Here is a 19267-nt window from a genome sequence, read left to right on the forward strand (position 1 = left end):
CCTGCTCCCAGATTCAATGCAGCAAGTAAATCTAAAATCTAAAATTTAAAATCTAAAATCTAAAATCGACTGACTGATGGCTATCACCGTTTGGGGCTTGCCTACCGTTGCATTCTTTTTTGAAACTGGTGCTGAATTATTTTCTTGTGATAGGCGTTAACTCACTTGCGACTAAGGGTTCTTGGGATATTTTGCCGAGTTCGACTGAGTTCAACAGTGCTGACCACTTGATCGCTAAACTGGCATCACTGGGAGACTCGATACGCAATTGAGCTAGAGTTGCCAGGTACTCGTACCAGAGACGTTGTTGGGCGAAGATACTGAGCTTGGTGCGATCATCGGGCGATCGCTCCAACTCTGTTTTCACGGTTGGGGCGAGTGCGGTGCGGTTGATCCACCCGGAAACGAGAACATCATCTGTTGTATTTTTTGGGTTGCATTTGATAGTAAAGTACCATTGATAGTTTTTGCCAACTTCCAGGGCTGGCGAGTTGTCGTCGGAGCCGAGGCTGACGCTAACGATACCTGCACGGCTAGTTACCATGCGAAAACTTTTTTTGTATACTGTTTTGTCTCTTTGGTCTGCTAACTCAAACTGAACTGTTTTGTCGAGGGGTACGGGAAGGTAGTAGAAAAATGTTGGCTTTGCTGATATGGTTTGCCCCATAGTTGATTGGGGAATCAACGCAGTTAATGCAGTTGTGGCCGTGGGGCATTCTAAGCCGCGGGTTCCTCCCCCTTCACGCCTTCCCGGTACTCCGTCCTCCGGCGGTTGAAAGCTATTCCACGTGGCTCCCGTTGGCTGAATGTTTGGTCTGCTTCCGCTGGATTCAGGGGGTTGAACTGTTTGCCAGTTGAGGGGTAGCTGCGGCCGTGAGGGGCGCGGGACAATGTTTGCGCGGCTGTTGAGAGCCTCTGCTGGTATTAAAAAACTACCGGCGGCAACTGCCTCTAAAGACAGAATTAAGGAAAGAGCACCGATATTTAGAGCAGACTTCAAAGCCATGACGAACCTGCCTTTTGATGAACCGAGGAACTTTATCGCACGGTTTTATTCTATCCAAGGTTTTGACGGATATAGTAATCCGTTGTACTTAATTTATATCTTCAGGCAGATACGATTATTTGGGTCGCTCTGATCAACATATAATTCTGTGTTGCGTTTGTCAGTGGTAGCTTAGTAGTTATACTTACTTTCATTCACGGCAGCAGGTTGGGTTGAGCTTGTTAAACCCAACTTTGACAAAGACTAATATTCGGGTTCTTTTAACTCTAGCAAGAGGCTACAACGGGTCTTTTCGTAAAAACACCCGGTTGATGCGTCAATCCTGAATATCAGGAAACTCGGCAATTTTGCTGGTGAACCTCAAGCGATCGGCTACAAGTTACATATCAGGTTTTCTGTACAATACCGGCAAGAAATTTAGCATGAATCTCGATTCACCTGTTCTCTCGGACAAACAGCCACCTGGGCTGCGGATGGTAAGACCCATCGGAGTCTTGGCACTGCACGGCATTGCTTTTTTAGGAAATAGGTTGTTCGCTGTCGATCGCGCCGAAGGGCTGCTATTGGAGATCGATAGAGAAAGTGACAACACTACTGTTTTGAATCCTTATCAAACGGCTAAGTTTGCCGGCGCAACGGGACTGGCTATTTCGGAAGATACTCTCTGGTTTGCGCGGGATGAGGATATTTGTTGCTGTCGGGGCGCAATTCGGGACGGGGCGATCGCTGAACTCAAACCGGAACATTTTGTTTCGCTTTCTTATCCTGCTGACGGGATTGCTGTTTGGAAATCTACGCTTTATGTCACTTGCCAGAGATTGGGTTCTATTCTGGTTTTTGACCTGAAAACGGGTCGGGAAATTACTCGGTTTTACGCTCCCGGTATTGGGGTAGAAAATATCACTGTCCGGGATGAGGAACTTTGGGTTTGCGACAAGACTGAGCAAACTGTTTACTGTTTGGAACGGGGAACTGGGGAGATTAAATTTAGTGTTTTGACTCCCTTTGAGTTGCCTTCTGGTTTGGCTTTTCACAAAGATTCCGAAACCGGAGAGGAGGTTCTGTACGTGGCTTATGCCGGGGATGAACTTTACATCCGGGACGACCCGAATTCGGAAGATCCTTTTCAGTTGACGAAGCGCGATCGCACTTTTATTCAGCCTTTGTCTTTTTACTACAATGAAGCTGACCGCTACGCTCTGTCAAATGGTTTTTTGATGGAAATGTCTTATGTGGAGGAACTGTCTCCTCTCGATGAGGTAGAAATCGAAAATTTGGAGTGGCGGATTGCTTTGCCTTCGGAAACTCACCGGCAAAAGGTAAGGAGCGTTACGCCTATCGGAATGCCTTTTACTGAGGAAATTCAGGAAGGGGAACGGGTGGCGGTGTTTAAGTTCGATCGGCTGCACCCTGGGGAACGCCGAATTTTTGGCTGGAAGGCTTTGTTAGAAGTTCGATCGATTAAGTATCAGTTGTCGCCTCGGGATGTCGAAAAGGTTCCGAAGCTGTCCCCAGAGTTTGCCGCTAAGTATTTGGTGGATAATGACAATTTGGCTATGGATACGGAGATTGTGCGATCGGCTGCTGTGGCTGCCCTTGGCTCAGAAACTAATATTCTGAGGCAGTTACTGAGCATTCGCAATTTTGTTTACGACCAACTTTCTTACGGGATTAGGCCTCACATTGACACTCCCGATATTGTATTACGCCGCGGCATCGGTTCTTGTGGCGAGTACGTGGGCTTGTTGTTGGCTTTGGCTAGGTTAAACGGGATTGCTTGCCGCACGATCGGGCGCTACAAGTGTCCGGCTTTTGCTGACAGAAAAGGTGTGTCGCTGGAGCCGGATTTCAATCACGTTTGGCTGGAATTTTACATTCCGGGTTTTGGCTGGGTGCCGATGGAATCTAATCCTGATGATATTCAAGACAGAGGCCCTTATCCTTTGCGATTTTTTATGGGTTTGGCTTGGTATCACGTAGAAATTGGCAAGGGAATTCGGTTTCAACGTCTCACGAGCGGCGGTCTTCCTTTGAACAAGGAGGATGTTTCCGTGGGAACTCTGGCAATTAATCATGTGAGGTTTACAATTTTGGAAGATTTGCCTGCAGTTTGAATCGAGTGTTAACAATTAACAGTTAGCCGTCAACATTCAACTGTTAATTGTTAACATTTTTCATCTAAAATCGAAAGTAGAAAATGTAAAATCAGAGGAAGAGGGGTTGTGGAATTTTCGATTGCTAATGTTCTCGTTTTAGTCGCCTTTGTACTGCTGGTGACGGTGACTGGCGGGGTCGCTTATTTGACTTCTGTTGAGTGGCGCGATCGCAGGCGGTTAGATAAGGCTAAACGGAAAAAAAAGTAACGGTTTGCTGTTGACAAACTGCATTCTTTATGATAATAAACAAGGCTGTCTAGTGCGATCGCCTTGTTTTTTTGAATGTGAACCGCAGATTAACGTATAAGCCCAGAGGATATTTTTTCTACTTTCTTTTGTTTCTCTTACCTCCACCTATTTTAGGGGGTATACCTCGCAAACAATTGCCTAAATCATTATTTCTGCCACCAAATTCAAAATTATTTTCCTTAAAAACCTTAGATAACTTCTTTTGATACTCCTGATGTTCGTGGGGTACAGAACCTGCAGACCCATAAATGAACGCTTTTGCTTTATAACTAGAATTTAGATGTAATTTTAAACTGTTGTAAGTATTAATTACTTGATCGGTTGCATGACCTAAATCACTCATATTATCTTTTAATTCTACAAAACAGATGACACGCTCACTCTCTTTAGCGTAAAAAACTATCAGATCGCAAATTTGTTGACCTGTTGCTTTTCCCCATAAAAATTCACGCAGCTTACAACCAGGATTTGATTGGTCATCTATGTTAAAAAAAAGTATTGTTTCGCCCGGTTGGGGTTCTACTTTTACAGAAGCTTTACTTTCCTTAAAAGAGGTTTTACCGGGAAGTAAACAAGGGGATAAAAGCAAAAGTTCAAACGGCAAACTATCAAAAGCCATTAACTATCTCTCAATCTTTTACTTTTAGTAAACTAGCATAAATTTGAGATACATCATCAGACACTTTGCCAAAAGTTTCCCAATTTATTGTACCTTCTTCACTGACAATATTCTTGGCAGTTCCATCTTTAAATAAATAAATTGAGACTTTTTCTTGAGGAATAAAAGCCTCAGTTCGCTCTAAGTAAAACATTTCTTTAATGCTCTCCGGATCTTCATGCTTGGCGGCTTGCATCAGATTAGCAAGATGGTCAACAATATACGGACTGTGGGTTGTAATTAAGACTTGCAACCCAGCATTAACTAACATCGCCAAGAATTCAGCAATTTCCACTTGAGCTGCTGGGTGTAAGTTCATTTCGGGTTCGTCAATTATCAGCAACTCATTGCGTTCTACTAAATAGCGCAAACAGAGAACTAATGGAGCTAGTTCTTTTACCATTGAGGAAACAATCGGCATCTCCAACTTAGTATTTTCTTCAGGTTGAAAAAGTAGTTCTTCTCGCAATTCGGCTGTCTCAAAACCAACGGTTCCTTGTAAAATCTCCTTTTCCAAAAAATCAGCCAACTTCACATATTCCCCTAGCTGGGGATTTTTATTGATTTCCTCTTCTCGGCCTTGTCTGTGTTCTTTTTGATAACTAAGTATAATCATGTTCAAAAAATTCTTTACTGGTTCAACTAAAGGCGTCCCTCTTTGTTCAAATTCAGATTGATCTGTGTCTGTTAAAAGTTCTTCAGTTCTCACTTCTCGACGTGGAAAAGGACTAAATGGAAAAGTTATAAAAGCAGTTCTTTCAGTCGGAAATGTATATATATAATCATAAAAGGCTCTGTGAAGTATCTGGAAAATTTCCCGAACTACGAATTGCTTAATCGCTTTTCTAGGGAGCTTTTTCAAAATGTCTCCTTCTGAATAGAAGTATAGTATTCCATCTCCTGTTTCTTTAAGAGCATTCAGTAACCCTAAAGAAATTTTTCTCTGTACTGAAGCTGCTTTTATCCTTTCCAAAAACTCTGCCTTTGTTTCTGCTAAATTTAAATGTACGTGCAAATCATTAAAATTGGCTCGATCCGTAGCCATAAACGACCGCATCCTTTTTGGAGTTAAACGAGCCACATCATTAATATAAGTTTCGGCATATTCATTAGCAAATTGAATAGCGTCAATTTGTGCATTCCCTTCCTCAAAAAGTTGCTGAAGAGCGCTATCTAAGGTTGGATATCCTTCTTTGGTGTTACCGTCAAGATAAGCTTTCAAGTAATGTCGGTATCCGTGTTGCCCAAAGATAGCTGACAAAGTGTATGCAGCCCAAGTTTTGCCTTCACCATTACCACCAATAAAAACAGTTAAAGGCTTCAAATCAATTTCAGCTTTTTTAATAACACCTAAGTTCCTAATTTCAACTTTCATTAAAAAATGTCCTGTTGATAAACTATCAGATAGAGAGGAACCTGAAACCGTTAGTTTTATAGATTTTTCATTCCTCAATCCATTATACCTGGATTGGTGATTCCTGTTCAATATTAACAGCAAGTAGAGCGGCGACGAGCGCCGCCTTCGGCAACATCACATTTAAGTCCACTGTCGGAAAAATGTATTTTCTTGCCAAGCGGCGGCGGTGCGTTTTTCAAGTGCTGCCATTTCTGTTGTGTTCAGGGGTTTGAATGCTTGGGCGACTTGGAAGTTTTCTTCTAATTGCTTTACTGAGTCAGCGGCGATGACGCAGCAGTGCACGCCGGGAAGTGAAAGCGTGTAGCCCATTGCTTGGTGCATTCCATCTAAAACACCGTTCTGAAATAATTTGCCGTAAGCTGGTATTTTCATGGCTATGACGCCGATGTTTTTGGCTTTTGCAACTGGTAAAGCACTGGTAACAAAGGAGCGCGGGTGATGTTTTTCGGCGGCGTTTAGGGAGATTAATGTTGTGTCGAAAGGATAGCGCTCCAAGCCTGCCACAATGATAGCAGGTTCGTGGTGTCCGGTGATGCCGGAAAAACGAATTATTTTTTGCTGTTTGGCTTCTTCGATCGCCTTTATTGCTCCTTTGGCACTGAAAATTTGGTCTAATTCGGCTTGGAAGGAGACGTGGTGGAGTTGCCACAAGTCGATCCGATCGGTTTTCAATCTTTTGAGCGATCGCTCTAAGTCTCTCCACGCGCCATCTCTGTCTCGGGCGGAGGTTTTTGTGGCTAGGAATAGGCGCGATCGATATGGTGGCAAAACTTTGCCTAAGTTTTCTTCGCTGGGCCCGTACTCGGCCGCCGTGTCAAAATAACGAATGCCTAGTTCGATCGCGCGTTCAATTTGCACCGCTGCTTCTGCTTCTCTTCCCGGCTGCGACAGCGGTGTTTGTCCCGCCCCCCCCAGACCGAAAATCGGCACTTTCACCCCGGTGTTGCCTAACACTCGTTCTGGCATTTTTACTGTGGCGGCAGCCTTGTTATTGGGTGCGGCTGCGATTTCCCGATCCTGCTGTTCGATCGCCTTAGCACCTGCAATGCTGCTGGCAACAGCTATACTGCTCAATATAAAATTGCGGCGAGTCTTTTTGCGGGTCATTGTTTCCGTCTCCTCAGAATATGTGAGAGAAATTAACCGCGTTTGTGTTGGCACAATACATAGATTTTTACCCCAAATCGGATAATTTTCCCCCTCTCCGAGGGAGGAGATGGCCGGGGGAAAATTATTTATGTGCCGATCTACTATTGGTCAATTATCCATGCCCGAATCAGTTCGTTTATCTGTTCTGGTACTTCGTCGTGGGGACAGTGACCAGCTTTGATAAAGTGTTCTGTTAACTGCGGATAGTGTTTGCGAAATTTAGCGCTTCTTTCTGTGGAATTCATCCACGGATCGCCTTCTCCCCAAAGCATTAGCAACGGGCAGGTTAATTGACTTAGCAATACGTCAATTTTTTCGCCTTGGGGTGTTCGGAATACGGAAGCGAATACTTTGGGGGCACCGGGATCGCAGGAGGGAAGGTATATTTCTTCTACTAATTGGTCTGTAACGGCGCTTTGGTCGAGATATACTTTTTCTAGGGTTTTCCGAATTGTCGATCGCTGGCGCACGTACTGGAACAGCAGAAAACTTGCCCAATCTTGCTGAAATAAGGTTTTAGCTACTGCAGATATGGCTTTTTGCAAGGGCGGGGCTTCGGGTGCGGGCTGCGGTTCGCTGAAGGGGCCGGCGCTGTTGATTAATATGAGTCCGGCTGCTGATTCCGGGCGCTGGGCGGCTACACACAAGGCGGCGTAGCCTCCGAGGGAGTTCCCGGCTAGTACGGCGGGTCGGCCGATGATGTTGGTGATAAAGTCGTGGAGTTGGTCGCGCCAGAGGTCACCGCTGTACTGTAATTCGGGTTTTGCCGATCGCCCGAATCCAATCAAGTCGATCGCCCACACCTCAAAGTCTTTGCTCAGCCCGCTGATATTTTTGCGCCAGTGGTCTGTGGAGGCTCCAAAACCGTGAATTAACAGCAGGGGAGGGCGTTCTGGATGCCGATCGCTCGATCGAACGTAGTATACTGAATGCCCCCGCCACTGCCAGTAAGTGCCGGCTATGGGGGCTGTGGTGATGGCTGGGGTTGTTTGCATGATGTAAAGAAATAATTATTTACTTTAACTATTGTATCGCGACGCTCAGATTTATAAAGTTTGGCATCCGCGCCGGGGCTCCGCTAGCAAAGGATTCGTCAATGTGAGCGAGTTGGGAGCTGGCGATCTTACGCACTCAGGATTAATAAGTTTTGTAACGAATATTGATTTTGTGAGGGTCGCAGCAACGGGAGAGGTTTTGCCCGATCGCATTTGGGAAAATAAATCGGGTTTTGGCTGCAACATACCTAGGTATGATGATTGTGCTGTGTGGCGGTAAGAGATAGCTCTGGGGCGATGGGTGCAAAGCTTGGCGGCGAGGGTCGAACCTGATTGGCGAGGGTCAAGGGATCGACTTTTTTATAGTTATTTCCGAGCTTTTCCAGGTGGGGATCGTTTGTTCAAAAGGCGTTGACGGCTTGGGGGATGCAGCGAACCGTTTGGTTACGAGTGGGCAAAATCTGAAATCAAAAATTTCGCGGCTGGGAGAAGTTATAAGTAAAATTACTGATGGTTCTCTGCAGAAGTTTCTCAGAATCGCTGAATATTTTGTGACGTTGTTTGCTGTTCTTAATTGCTTTGATACTCTAATATAGAAGTAGAGCTGCGCCGCTCAATTAATTAGCATTTTGAATACTAGGGAGCCAACTATGCAGGGTGTGAACTTTATCCACCTGAAAGTTAGGGAGTTTTCTGAGTGATTGCTATTTCACCCCGTCCCGTCGGACGCAATTGGATTACGATTAGCTTCGCTTCTACTCTATACCTTTGTCCTATTTTGGATCTGCTCCTAGCAGAGGTGCCAGATTACTGGCAAGCAGAATTGCGGTTGGGGCTTCAAGAAGCTTTGGTAAATGCTGCTAAGCATGGAAACAAATTAGACCCCGGTAAAACTGTTGGAGTCCGTTTTTCGATCGTCCAAAACCAATATTGGTGGGTGATATCGGATGAAGGTTCTGGCTTTAATGCCCCTTGCAGTTGTAACCTTTATACCGATGATTGCGACAATCTCCTCGCAGAGGACGTTGCAGATGACTCTGGACTACCTCATGTGGAACAGGAATGTGGTAGGGGGTTGTTTATTCTTTACCAAATATTCGATCGGGTAGAGTGGAATGCTCAAGGTACAGAGTTACGGCTGTGCAAAGAACTTTCCAGTCGCTACCGGCTGCCTCGCTGGCGCTAGAACTGCTATTTGGCAGCAGTTTTAACCTCAGCTAAACCGGGAAAATTTTTCGTTCTCGGGCTGAAGTTTGCAGTGAGAATTTGAACGTTCTGGCTATTGATAGCTGATCATAATGCAAAATGTGAGTTTTGAGTTAAAAAAGTATAAATTTTTTGAACTCACAATCGCGCTGCTCGATCGAGCGGCGCGATTGTCTAAGTTTTGAGCGACTACTCAAGCCAAAACTCAACACCCCCAAGCGTTACGAAGAACGAAGCAATCTAATTATTTGCCGTGGGTGGGACAGGGAGGAGCAGATATCGATCGATCCAGCCATCCTGCTGCTTGGTTTAAGCGCGGGAGAGCTTCTTCGGGCTGTTTTTTGAGCAAAAAGACCAAAGCGGCCGCAGCTTGCTCGCAGGCCCGCGCGGAACGGTTGGCTTTGAGGCGGTGCCAATCTTTTTCGTGGATGGCGAGGCGCGCGGCTAGAGCTTGGGCTAGTTCTACCGTGCTCAGCTCGTTGAGGTTGACAGTTTGGGTTGTTTGTGTAGTTTCAAGCATAGGTGGTAAGGAAGAAGGAAGAAGGAAGAAGGAAAATGCGATAAAATCAATGGTTTCAGCAATTAAAAACGTTTTAAATGCCGATAAAGTTGCTATAGTTATGTCTATTTGGCTAGAGTTCGTTAATTTAGAAAATATACTGCATATAATAACAACTTAATTGGAAATCGGTTTTTTTTATTATTATTGTCAGGTTTGCAGATCGAAATGCCTCAACAGCCGTCAGAGTTAAATCCGGAAGAGCAAGAAAGCGAGTTTGTTCAAGCGCTCGCAGCAGTAGAGCGATCGCTCGCGGCAGTCAAAGAACGGTACACTCAAATTCAGGTCGATCGACAGCGCCAAGTCGAACTCGGCCATCGGCGCGAAGAAATCCGCCAGTCGGGACGCCCAAATCCATTGCCGCAACTCAAAAAAGAATTGCGGGAAATTGAGCAAGAATTGGAAACTATCGAGTTGAATTTAGAAAGCAGCCTGTTTTCTTGGGGAAGCATAAAACAACCTTTTTGGCAAGCAGTTCGCTTTGGGGGACTCGGTATTTTGATCGGTTGGATTTTGAAATCCTATGCAGGTTGAACAATGTTGGGATTTTTGATTTTTTTATTTACCGCAGAGGGCGCAGAGGGCGCAGAGGAAGAGCAAAGAGAGAAAGATGGTGCAAAATAAATATTAAATAAACAGGAGTCGATATGACAAATCAACGAATAGCAGCCATTTTGCGCGCAGGTGAACCCGACGAAACTGTAACTGTTCAAGGCTGGGTTCGTACCAAACGCGAATTGAAAGAATTTGCCTTTGTGGAAGTCAACGATGGTTCGGCGATGGCTAACTTGCAAGTAGTCATAAATTCCGATTTGCCAGACTTTGAAAATGTACTAAAACAACTGAATACAGGTGCATCTTTAGAGGTGTCGGGAGTGTTGGTAGCATCTCCGGCGAAGGGACAGCGTATTGAGTTGAAAGCCTCACAAGTACAAGTTTACGGCGATGCAGACCCGCAAACTTATCCGCTGCAAAAAAAGCGCCATTCCTTTGAATTTTTGCGGACAATCGCGCATTTGCGGCCGCGCACAAACACCCACGGTGCTGTCTTTCGAGTCCGCAATGCTTGTTCGGCGGCGGTACACCAATTTTTTCAAGAACGCGGTTTTTTGTGGGTTCACACTCCGATTATTGCTGCTAGCGACTGCGAAGGTGCGGGGGAAATGTTCGCCGTTACCAACTTTGATTTAAAGAATGTGCCGCGCACGGATTCGCAAGAGGTTGATTATGCTAAAGACTTTTTTGGAAAGCGCGCCTATTTAACAGTTAGCGGCCAGTTGGAAGCGGAAGTTATGGCGCTGGCTTTCGGAAATGTTTACACTTTCGGGCCGACTTTCCGAGCGGAAAATTCTAATACTTCGCGACATTTGGCTGAGTTTTGGATGATTGAACCGGAGATGGCTTTCTGCGATCTGCAGGGAAATATGGATCTGGCTGAGGCGTTTTTAAAGTACATTTTTAAATACGTTTTGGAGCAGTGCCCGGAAGATATGGAGTTTTTCAACGAGCGCATTGACAAAACGGTTTTGGCTACTGCTGAAAATATCATTAACAATCAGTTCGAGCGGATTACTTATACGGAGGCGATCGCACTTTTGGAAAAAGCAGACAAAAAGTTTGATTTTCCGGTAAGTTGGGGCTTGGATTTGCAGTCGGAACACGAGCGTTATTTGGCTGAGGACTTGTTTAAAAAGCCGACGATTGTCAGCGATTATCCCGTCGGGATTAAAGCATTTTATATGCGTTTAAATGATGACGAAAAAACGGTGCGAGCAATGGATGTTTTGGCTCCTAATATTGGGGAAATTATCGGCGGTTCGCAGCGGGAAGAAAGGCTGGATGTATTGGAGCGGCGCATGGAAGCCCAGGGTATGAATAAGGAGGAATTGTGGTGGTATTTGGATTTGCGCCGCTACGGTACTGTGCCTCACGCTGGGTTTGGTTTGGGATTTGAGCGGTTAGTGCAGTTTATGACGGGAATGGGGAATATTCGGGATGTGATTCCTTTTCCGAGAGCACCTTTGAGCATTGATTTTTAGCAAAACGTAGGGACACTCCAAGAGCCCGTTGGTGTCAACTTAACGTCAAACGTAGTATCAGTCTACTGTCGGACGATTAAGCCTCGATCCCCCCTAGCCCCCCTTAATAAGGGGGGGACAAGAATATTCTCAAAGTCCCCCTTCTTAAGGGGGATTTAGGGGGATCTAGACTCAGCTAAAAGCGATATTTATCAAGGGTTTTAGGCTGAAGTTGACACCAATGGGCGAAGGCCCGCGCCCCTACCTGAAAACAGAGGAATGCAAGCCTTTGTTACCGATTAAGTCGCCGAGGGAATTGTGATATCAACAGATTGCACTTTGACCGAAGTTCCCAAACTCGATAACGGCGGTTGAATTGCTGCTGTATTTCCCACTACTAATGTTACCAAATTCTCCGGTTTCAAGTAAGTCTTGGCTACGCGCTGCACGTCGGCAATTGTTGCTGCTTCGATGCTGCGGCGGTAGCGAAAAATGAAATCTTCGGGATAACCGTAGTATTCGTAGCGCATTAATCGCGACAAAGTTTGACTGGGATTTTCAAATTTGAAAATGAAAGAATTCAGGGCGGAATCTTTAGCAAAAGCTAATTCTTCCTGGGTAATTGGTTCGGTGCGGATACGATCGATCTCGGCGCGAATTGCCTGGATAAATGGTACTGTGGCGTCCGATCGCGTTTGGCCTCCAGCGACAAACACCCCCGGATAGTCATATCTCGGACTCCAAGCGGCGTATACTGAATAAGCTAAGCCTTGGCGCGATCGCACGTTATTAAACAAACGGCCACCGAAACCGTTGAGAACCCCGTTCATCACGTCCAAAGTACCGTAATCTGGACTGCTGAGCATTCCGCCCAAATGTCCCATTTGCACGTAACTTTGACTTAATTGCGGCTGATTTACCAAAAATATGCCGCCGCCATTTGCTGGCGATACCGTTGGTAACGCAGGCACTTCTGCACTCTGACTCGGTTGCCAATTGCCGAATTTTTGCTCGATGAGCGATCGCATTTTAGCTGTATCAAAGTCACCAGAAATACCCAAAATCATATTCTTGGGGTGGAAATATTTCTGGTAGAAACTCGCCACATCGTCGCGGGAAATATTGGCGAGGGTTTTGTATTCTACCGTGCGCGCGTAAGGACTGCGAGATCCATAAATTAACTTTTCAAACTCGCGGCCGGTAATATCGTTAGGATCGTCATTGCGGCGGGCGATCGCACCTTGAGTTTGGTTCTTCGCTAAATCTAACTTTTCCTGAGCAAATATTGGCTCCCGAATCACTTCCGCAAATAAGTCAAACACGGGTTCCACATCTTCAGCTAAAGCACTAAAATTAGCGCTGCCAGAAGTAACATCAATCCCCGTTTCTACCGACGCTGCTCGCTGTTCTAGCAACTGATTTAATTCATCAGCCGTATGCCGGCTAGTACCGCCAGTTCGCATCACTTCTCCCGTCAAACCTCCGAGCCCGATTTTATCGGCAGGTTCAAAACGCTCGCCCGTGCGAAATAGCGCCGTTCCCCCGACTAACGGGAGTTCCCGGTCTTCCATCAGATACACCCGGATGCCATTTTTCAGCTCGAAGCGAGTGTATTTAGGCAATTTAATTTCTGCCAGCGGGGGAAATGTTAATTCGTCGTAGTGTTTGGGTGCCGCCGCAAAGGAAGGTAACAAATTAAACGTGCCAAGTGAAACAGTAAAAAAGCAAAGCGATAGCAGAAATAACTTTACTTTTTTCAGTCTCAATTTAGTCCTTTTCATTCTTTCTCCTAAGTTTTTTATTGTGACAATAATACAGCGAGGCATAGCCTCTGGATATGCGTTCCCAGGCTCTACCCAAGGCGTGACAACTTAACGTTAAACCAACCGTCTCTCTTGTTTGTCACGAACTGCCAGATCCCCCCTAACCCCCCTTATTAAGGGGGGGACAAGACTCTTCTCAAAGTCCCCCTTCTTAAGGGGGATTTAGGGGGATCTAGAGTCGAATAAAAGCGACATTTATTATGGGTTTTAGTCTTAAGTTGTCAGGAATGGGCAGAGTCGGGAAACGAGTTTTCCCTCTTCCTTCTTCCTTCTTCCTTCTTCCTTCTTCCTTCTTCTTACAGTGGCAAAAGCTTGCCAATAGTGCGATTTTCCGGGCGGAAAGTTGCCTGAGCGACACGCTGAATGTCAGCCGGAGTAACAGCCGCGATCGCATCCAATTCCTTGAACAAATTTCGCCACGAACCAGTATTTACTTGATAGTCCACCAGCGAAAATGCCATGCCCATATTAGAATTGAGCGATCGCAACAAATCTGCTCTCGCCTGAGTTTTCACGCGCTCCAATTCCAAAGCAGAAACCGGCTCTGTTTTGAGGCGCTCGATTTCCTTGCTCAAAGCTACCGCCACCTCATCAACCGTGCGGCCCGGAGCAGTTTGAGCGTAAAATAACATCAAATTCGGATACTTTTCCCCCGGATAACCGCTGAAACCTTGAGCAGCCAGCGCCAATTGCTGCTGTTCTACCAAAGATTTGTAAAGCCGAGAAGTGCGACCATCGCTGAGCAAAGAACCAATCATTTCATAAATCGCATTGTCGGGATGATTCATCGCCGGCCGGTGGTATCCTTCCAGATACCAAGGTTGAGTTTTTAATTTCAGCGTGACTTCCTGAGTTTGCGTTTGGGGAGGTTCGACAATCTGCAATTCTGGAGGCGCTGGTTTCGCCTTGTAACGACCGAAATAAATTTGAGCGAGTCGCTTCACCTCCGAAGCTTTCACGTCTCCTACCACCGCAACAGTCAGCTTGCTGGGGACGTAGTGAGTCTCGAAAAACTTCTGCACGTCGCTGCGGCTGAGGTTTTTAATGTCTTCAGTGTAGCCAATTACTGGGCGGCGGTAGGGATGAACAGAGAAAGCTTTGTTAGCAAAAACTTCAACCATTTGTCCGATCGGAGAATTCTCGGTTCGCAGCCTGCGCTCTTCTAAAATTACCTGTTTTTCTTTGTAAAATTCCCGAAATACTGGTTCTAGAAATCGCTCGGATTCCAGCGACATCCACATTTCTAACTTATTAGCTGGAAGGCTGTAAAAATACATTGTGGCGTCGGTGGAAGTAGCGGCATTTAGTCCGACTCCGCCTGCTTGTTCCACTATTTTGCCGAGTTCATTACGCTTGACAAATTGCGAAGCTTCGGCTTCAACTTTGTCAAATTCTGCTTTTAATTGGGCGACTTCTTCAGTTTTGCCGCTGGCCTTGGCTGCTTGCATTTGCTCGAAGAGTTGGTCTTGTTTTTCTAAGAGCGGCTTTTCGGCTTGGTAGTCGGTAGTGCCAATTTTTGGCGTGCCTTTGAAGGCTAAATGTTCGAGATAGTGAGCGACACCTGTTTGACCGTCGGGTTCGTTTGCCCCACCCACATCGGCGTGAATCAGAAACGATGCTACGGGCGCTCTGGGCCTTTCGAGTACGATGAATTTCATGCCGTTGTCGAGCTTAAATTCGCTGACTTGGCTGATTACTCGATCGAGTGATGGTTGAACAGAGACTGCTTGGGCGCCGCTAGCGGGGTTGGAGCGGGCGAGGGCGGTTTCGGGGGAAAGTCCCCACCACAGCAGTACAGCGGCCAGCAGGGAGGCTATGAATCGAGTTTGGCGATCGGGCGATTCCCTACGGGATAGCTTCGCTTCACGGGGTTTTTGGAACTGCGGGGTCATTCGATTTTAGATTTTAGATTTTAGATTTTGGAGTGTCAAACAAAAAAATGTTTGTGCTCGGTGGCCAGGGATTCTTTTCTCAGGATAAAGATTTTTGGAGGCATAAGCGATCTGTTGCGCTGCAGATGTTACGCTGATACAGCAAATCTCAAAAAGGGTCTGGAGTTGAGCCAGGAGTTTTAAGTTTGGGATAAAAGCCGCGCACAACTTAAAACTTAACATTATTTAGCCCTTCAGTCCCGAACCCGTAGTTCCAAGTCGCCAATTACCGATTGCAAAGCCATGCGAATTTTTAATCAGTCTCCTCCTTCTGAAACAGAAACCAAGAAGCGGATTTTACAAGCCGCTCAGCGGTTGTTTGCCCGCAGCGGATACGACGGCACGACAACTCGCGATTTAGCAGCGGCGGCGGGGGTGGCCGAGGGTACGCTATTTCGGCATTTTGATAATAAAAAAGCGATTTTGATTGAGGTGGCGACGGAAGGATGGGTGGAGTTGCTGACGGATTTGCTGACTGAATTAAGCGAGATGGGCAGTTACAAAGCAGTGGCTCAGGTGATGCGGCGGCGGATGCTGAATATCCGCGAGAATAGCGACATGATGCGGGTGTGTTTTTTGGAGGCACAATTTCACCCGGATTTGCGCGACAGAATTCAGTTGGAAGTCATCGGAAAAATGAGCGAGGTGGCGGAGGCTTTTTTTGAAACGGCGATGGAAAAAGGAGTTTATCGGAAGATGAATCCGAAGATTGTCGCTCAGGTATTTTTGGGAATGTTTGCAGTCGCGGGTTTCAGTCAAAATACGATTATGGAGCCGAATGCTTCACCGCAGCAAATGCAGGAAATGGCTGAAGGACTCGCAGATATTTTTCTGAATGGGGTTTTAGTCAAGGATTAATAATTAGTCATTAGTAATTGGTCATTAGTCATTTGTTGGTTATTATTTGTGCGTTAGTGGTTATTGGTTATAATAACCAATAACCACCAACCCCTCACACTCACCAATCACCAGTTACTCTATAAACTCGTACATTTGCTGTACCCAATTCTCTCGATTTTCCTGCCATTCATCCGTCATTACTTCCCAAGTTGTATTGCTTTCAAGTTCCAGCAGTAGACTTGATACTTCTTCAAGCGTCGATGCTATATGACCTTCTTTTATCCAAGTTTCACGGATCATTTTCCAGAGACTTTGTACCGCTTCTCGCTGATAATTTGATTCTAATTCAACTAGCAATTTGGCTAGGTGTTTTTCGTCAAAGGTGGCTGACACCTCGCTCATCCAACAGTTGCGACGTTCTTTCCATTCTTCCGTCACTGCATCCCCGTTTAAGTGGGCTTGAAACTCTAACAGTAATTGGTTTAGTTCTACCATATTAAATTTTGTCTTGTTTGCAGTTTGTGCTATATTTGTACAAATTTTAGTGATTTAGACTGTTGTTTTTTTATAATGAGCGATGTGGCGGAGGCTTTATTTGGAAACGGCGATGGACAAACAAGTTTATCCAAAGATGAATCCGAAAATTGTCGCTCAGGTATTGGTGGGAATGTTTGCAGTCGCGCCCTTCAGTCAAAATACGATTATGGAGCCGAATGCTTCTCGGCAGCAAATACAGGAAATGGCTGAAGGACTCGCTGATCTTTTTCTGAATGGGGTTTGGCAGAAAGAGCAAGAATTAGTCATTACTCATTAGTCATTGGGAAATTTTAGAGCCTGAAAACGCAATATCTACAGGCTCTGACTCGTCGAAACTACTCGTTAAAAGTGTGCATTTGCTGTACCCAATTTTCGCGATTCTGCTGCCATTCATCAGCCATAGCTTCCGAATTTATATTGGTTTCAAGTTCCAGCAATAAACTTGATACTTCTTGAACAATCGATGCTGCCAGACATTCTTCTACCCAACTTTCCCGGCGCTCTTGCCACTGAATATCCACCGATTCCCACTGCAAGTTAGATTCCAATTCAACTAGCAATTCTGCTAGATATGTCAGGTTAACTGATGCTGCCGCATCGCTAACCCAACTTTCCCGGCGTTCTGTCCATTCTTCTATAAGTCCTTCCCATTTGAGGTTGCTTTCAAGCTCTAACAGTAACTGATTTAGTTCTACCATCTTAAATGTTGGATTTGTTGTAGTTTGCGCTACAATTATACCCAGATTTTCAATAAACAGAGTGTTAATTTTTTTTTAAGATTGCGGTCGCAGTGAAACTACAGAAGAGATAACTGAATAATGAGCGATGAATTTACTTTAGATATGCTAGACATTCCCAGCGGTTGGAGGCGGGGCGAAGGTGACTGGACAGGAGTGGCGGTGGCTATGGCTAGAGGGGAAACTGTCGAAGTAATTCAAGAAGTGGGTTCTACTTTGTGGCAAAAGAGTCTGCCAGAAAAACATTCTTTGTATTGGGATGGGGAAAATCTATCAACTATCAAAGCCAGAATTTGGATTAGTTTCACCCAGAGAAGATTTTCCCCGGAATCTGCTTTGCCAAAGGTTCAGTGGCATCCGAGAGTGTTGTGGATAGGGATAGGTTGCGAACGCGGAACAGGGCGAGAATTAATCGAAACTGCGATTAAACAAGTATGCCGTGCTTATCATTTAGCCGAAAGTGCGATCGCAGGTATTGCTACAATAGACACTAAAGCAGGTGAAGTCGGCTTGTTAGAACTTTGTCAAGAGCGAAACTGGCCGTTAAAAACCTTTGCGGCTGAAATTTTAAGTTCCGTAGAAGTCCCCAATCCTTCAAATATTGCAGCAAAAGCAGTCGGGACGCCCAGCGTAGCAGAAGCTGCGGCACTTTGTGCAGTTAGAGAAGAAAATTTAACCGCAGATGAACGCGAATTAACGCAGATATCCATCAATCATCAGCGTCCATCTGCGTTAATCTGCGGTTCAAATCCCCTCTTAGTCCCTAAACAAATATTTCGCAGCAAAAATCCCCCCCTTTCACAAGGAGGGGTTAGGGCGGGTTCTGCGGTAACAGTAGCGGTTGCAGTTTGCCCGATCGAGTATCTGGGATAATTTATTACTGAGACAAAGTATCGGCATTAACAAATCGACCGATCACCCCAGAAACAAATGACAACACAATGGAACCACACAAAGCCGGCCAAAAACCGTTAACCGCAAAGCCGATATTGAACGCACCCGCTAACCCGGAAGCCAGGGAAAGCGAAATTGCATTCACAACAAACAAAAACAAACCTAAAGTAATAATCGTCAAAGGCAGCGTCAGCAATGTAATAATCGGTTTGACAACCGCGTTCACCAATCCGATAACAACAGCAGCCAGCATCGCCGCCGGAAAGCTAACCACCGCCATACCTGGTACAATGTTAGCGGTAATGATTAGCGAAACCGCTGCTACTATCCAAGTTAAGAAAAAACTTAGCATATCTTTTTTTCCATCTCCATCACTATTAATTAAGATTGTAACTGTTTAGTCGATCGACCAAAGTTCGGCATACACTACGAAATACCCACCTTGCGAGAATATCAGACTTATGAAACTCCGGCAACTAGCAGCATTCCTTTTGGCGCTAACTATCTTCATCCTGCCGCAGGCAGCCCAGGCTCAATCTAAATATTACGCTCCGCCGTTGTCCTTTAGCAACGCCGAACTGACAAGACGCGATTTTTCCGGTCAAATGCTGCGCGCTGCCGAGTTTTCTAACGCTAATATGGACTTGACTAATTTTTCTAATGCCGATTTGCAGGGAGCAATTATGAGCGCTTCGGTGATGACTCAGGCGAATTTGCACGGAGCAAATTTAACTAATGCCATGATAGATCAAGTTAAATTTACTAATGCCGATTTAAGTGATGCCATTTTAGCGGAAACAATTTTGCTGCGTTCTACTTTTGAGGGGGTTGATATTACCGGCGCTGACTTTACCGACGCAATTATGGACGGCTCACAAATTAAAGAATTGTGCACAAAAGCCAGCGGTATTAATTCTCAAACAGGGATTTCTACTCGTGATTCCTTGGGATGCCGCTGATTTATTTTATAATTCCATAATTTCAATTTGTGGAACGGGCATTTTGCCTGTTCCGCGCTAGAAGCCCACCCCACAAAATCAATACACAAAATAAATTTGTTTGTGGAACCGGCCGGAGAGTCCGTTTAGGGCG

Annotated in this window: 19 protein-coding genes and 1 pseudogene; 9 read left to right on the plus strand and 11 right to left on the minus strand. The window is 45.5% G+C overall.

The genetic code is table 11. The features are described from left to right. Window positions 1-136: 136 nt before the first annotated feature. Entirely contained in the window at window positions 137-1006 is an 870-nt protein-coding gene (locus tag QUA71_RS19290; protein WP_333287407.1) for a DUF928 domain-containing protein, read from the minus strand. 422 nt (window positions 1007-1428) lie between these two features. Here QUA71_RS19290 and QUA71_RS19295 point away from each other — a divergent pair, with 422 nt between their 5' ends. Together QUA71_RS19295 and QUA71_RS19300 are read left to right on the plus strand one after the other, a co-directional pair. Next, window positions 1429-3120, plus strand: coding sequence for a transglutaminase domain-containing protein (locus tag QUA71_RS19295; protein WP_333287408.1), 1692 nt, complete (start codon window positions 1429-1431; stop codon window positions 3118-3120). A gap of 108 nt (window positions 3121-3228) precedes the next feature. Further along, entirely contained in the window at window positions 3229-3369 is a 141-nt protein-coding gene (locus QUA71_RS19300) for a hypothetical protein (protein ID WP_333287410.1), read from the plus strand. A 118-nt stretch (window positions 3370-3487) separates the two neighbouring features. On the opposite strand, the gene QUA71_RS19305 is transcribed toward QUA71_RS19300, so the two are convergent. The 4 genes from QUA71_RS19305 to QUA71_RS19320 form a co-directional block, all read right to left on the minus strand. Then, window positions 3488-4030: a hypothetical protein gene (locus tag QUA71_RS19305; protein WP_333287412.1), complete on the minus strand. Its 543-nt coding sequence runs from the start codon at window positions 4028-4030 to the stop codon at window positions 3488-3490. A gap of 10 nt (window positions 4031-4040) precedes the next feature. After that, window positions 4041-5444 (minus strand): AAA family ATPase, encoded by a 1404-nt coding sequence (locus QUA71_RS19310; RefSeq protein ID WP_333287414.1) that lies wholly within the window; start codon window positions 5442-5444, stop codon window positions 4041-4043. A 162-nt stretch (window positions 5445-5606) separates the two neighbouring features. Then, a complete protein-coding gene (locus tag QUA71_RS19315) occupies window positions 5607-6593 on the minus strand; it encodes an aldo/keto reductase (RefSeq protein WP_333287416.1) in 987 nt (328 codons plus the stop codon). A 143-nt stretch (window positions 6594-6736) separates the two neighbouring features. Beyond that, window positions 6737-7630, minus strand: coding sequence for an alpha/beta fold hydrolase (locus QUA71_RS19320; RefSeq protein WP_333185461.1), 894 nt, complete (start codon window positions 7628-7630; stop codon window positions 6737-6739). Window positions 7631-8327: 697 nt separating this feature from the next. Between QUA71_RS19320 and QUA71_RS19325 the strand changes: the two genes are divergently transcribed. Further along, on the plus strand, window positions 8328-8816 hold the full coding sequence (locus QUA71_RS19325; RefSeq protein ID WP_333287419.1) for an anti-sigma regulatory factor: 489 nt from the start codon (window positions 8328-8330) through the stop codon (window positions 8814-8816). Between the two features lie 264 nt (window positions 8817-9080). Here QUA71_RS19325 and QUA71_RS19330 read toward each other — a convergent pair whose 3' ends face one another. Next, window positions 9081-9356, minus strand: coding sequence for a DUF6439 family protein (locus QUA71_RS19330; protein WP_006631172.1), 276 nt, complete (start codon window positions 9354-9356; stop codon window positions 9081-9083). A 207-nt stretch (window positions 9357-9563) separates the two neighbouring features. On the opposite strand from QUA71_RS19330, the gene QUA71_RS19335 reads away from it, so the two are divergent. Beyond that, on the plus strand, window positions 9564-9929 hold the full coding sequence (locus QUA71_RS19335; protein ID WP_333213981.1) for a DUF2203 domain-containing protein: 366 nt from the start codon (window positions 9564-9566) through the stop codon (window positions 9927-9929). Window positions 9930-10042: 113 nt separating this feature from the next. Then, window positions 10043-11434 carry an asparagine--tRNA ligase gene (asnS, locus tag QUA71_RS19340; protein ID WP_333287421.1) on the plus strand — a complete coding sequence of 464 codons (1392 nt, stop codon included), beginning with the start codon at window positions 10043-10045 and terminating at the stop codon, window positions 11432-11434. Between the two features lie 278 nt (window positions 11435-11712). On the opposite strand, the gene QUA71_RS19345 is transcribed toward asnS, so the two are convergent. Both QUA71_RS19345 and QUA71_RS19350 read right to left on the minus strand, forming a co-directional pair. Beyond that, the gene (locus tag QUA71_RS19345; RefSeq protein WP_333287423.1) at window positions 11713-13194 is read right to left on the minus strand and encodes a pitrilysin family protein; all 1482 of its coding nucleotides are present in this window, start codon (window positions 13192-13194) and stop codon (window positions 11713-11715) included. A 338-nt stretch (window positions 13195-13532) separates the two neighbouring features. Further along, complete coding sequence (locus QUA71_RS19350; RefSeq protein ID WP_333287425.1) at window positions 13533-15128, minus strand: pitrilysin family protein; 1596 nt, start codon at window positions 15126-15128, stop codon at window positions 13533-13535. A gap of 282 nt (window positions 15129-15410) precedes the next feature. On the opposite strand from QUA71_RS19350, the gene QUA71_RS19355 reads away from it, so the two are divergent. Further along, window positions 15411-16025 (plus strand): helix-turn-helix domain-containing protein, encoded by a 615-nt coding sequence (locus QUA71_RS19355; RefSeq protein WP_333287427.1) that lies wholly within the window; start codon window positions 15411-15413, stop codon window positions 16023-16025. Between the two features lie 114 nt (window positions 16026-16139). Here the strand turns inward: QUA71_RS19355 and QUA71_RS19360 are convergent, their stop codons facing one another. Then, window positions 16140-16502: a hypothetical protein gene (locus tag QUA71_RS19360; RefSeq protein WP_333287429.1), complete on the minus strand. Its 363-nt coding sequence runs from the start codon at window positions 16500-16502 to the stop codon at window positions 16140-16142. 75 nt (window positions 16503-16577) lie between these two features. Here QUA71_RS19360 and QUA71_RS19365 point away from each other — a divergent pair. Next, window positions 16578-16821, plus strand: a pseudogene (locus tag QUA71_RS19365) (TetR/AcrR family transcriptional regulator); the annotation flags it as partial. A gap of 58 nt (window positions 16822-16879) precedes the next feature. Here the strand turns inward: QUA71_RS19365 and QUA71_RS19370 are convergent. Then, window positions 16880-17242, minus strand: coding sequence for a hypothetical protein (locus QUA71_RS19370; RefSeq protein WP_333287431.1), 363 nt, complete (start codon window positions 17240-17242; stop codon window positions 16880-16882). Window positions 17243-17362: 120 nt separating this feature from the next. Between QUA71_RS19370 and QUA71_RS19375 the strand changes: the two genes are divergently transcribed. Continuing rightward, the gene (locus tag QUA71_RS19375; protein ID WP_333287433.1) at window positions 17363-18154 is read left to right on the plus strand and encodes a cobalamin biosynthesis protein; all 792 of its coding nucleotides are present in this window, start codon (window positions 17363-17365) and stop codon (window positions 18152-18154) included. Window positions 18155-18158: 4 nt separating this feature from the next. On the opposite strand, the gene QUA71_RS19380 is transcribed toward QUA71_RS19375, so the two are convergent. After that, window positions 18159-18527, minus strand: coding sequence for a phage holin family protein (locus QUA71_RS19380; protein ID WP_333287435.1), 369 nt, complete (start codon window positions 18525-18527; stop codon window positions 18159-18161). A 109-nt stretch (window positions 18528-18636) separates the two neighbouring features. On the opposite strand from QUA71_RS19380, the gene QUA71_RS19385 reads away from it, so the two are divergent. Further along, the gene (locus tag QUA71_RS19385; protein ID WP_333287437.1) at window positions 18637-19134 is read left to right on the plus strand and encodes a pentapeptide repeat-containing protein; all 498 of its coding nucleotides are present in this window, start codon (window positions 18637-18639) and stop codon (window positions 19132-19134) included. Window positions 19135-19267: the final 133 nt, after the last annotated feature.

Origin of the sequence: Microcoleus sp. MON1_C5 (assembly GCF_036701875.1) — a bacterium.
Lineage (GTDB): Bacteria > Cyanobacteriota > Cyanobacteriia > Cyanobacteriales > Microcoleaceae > Microcoleus.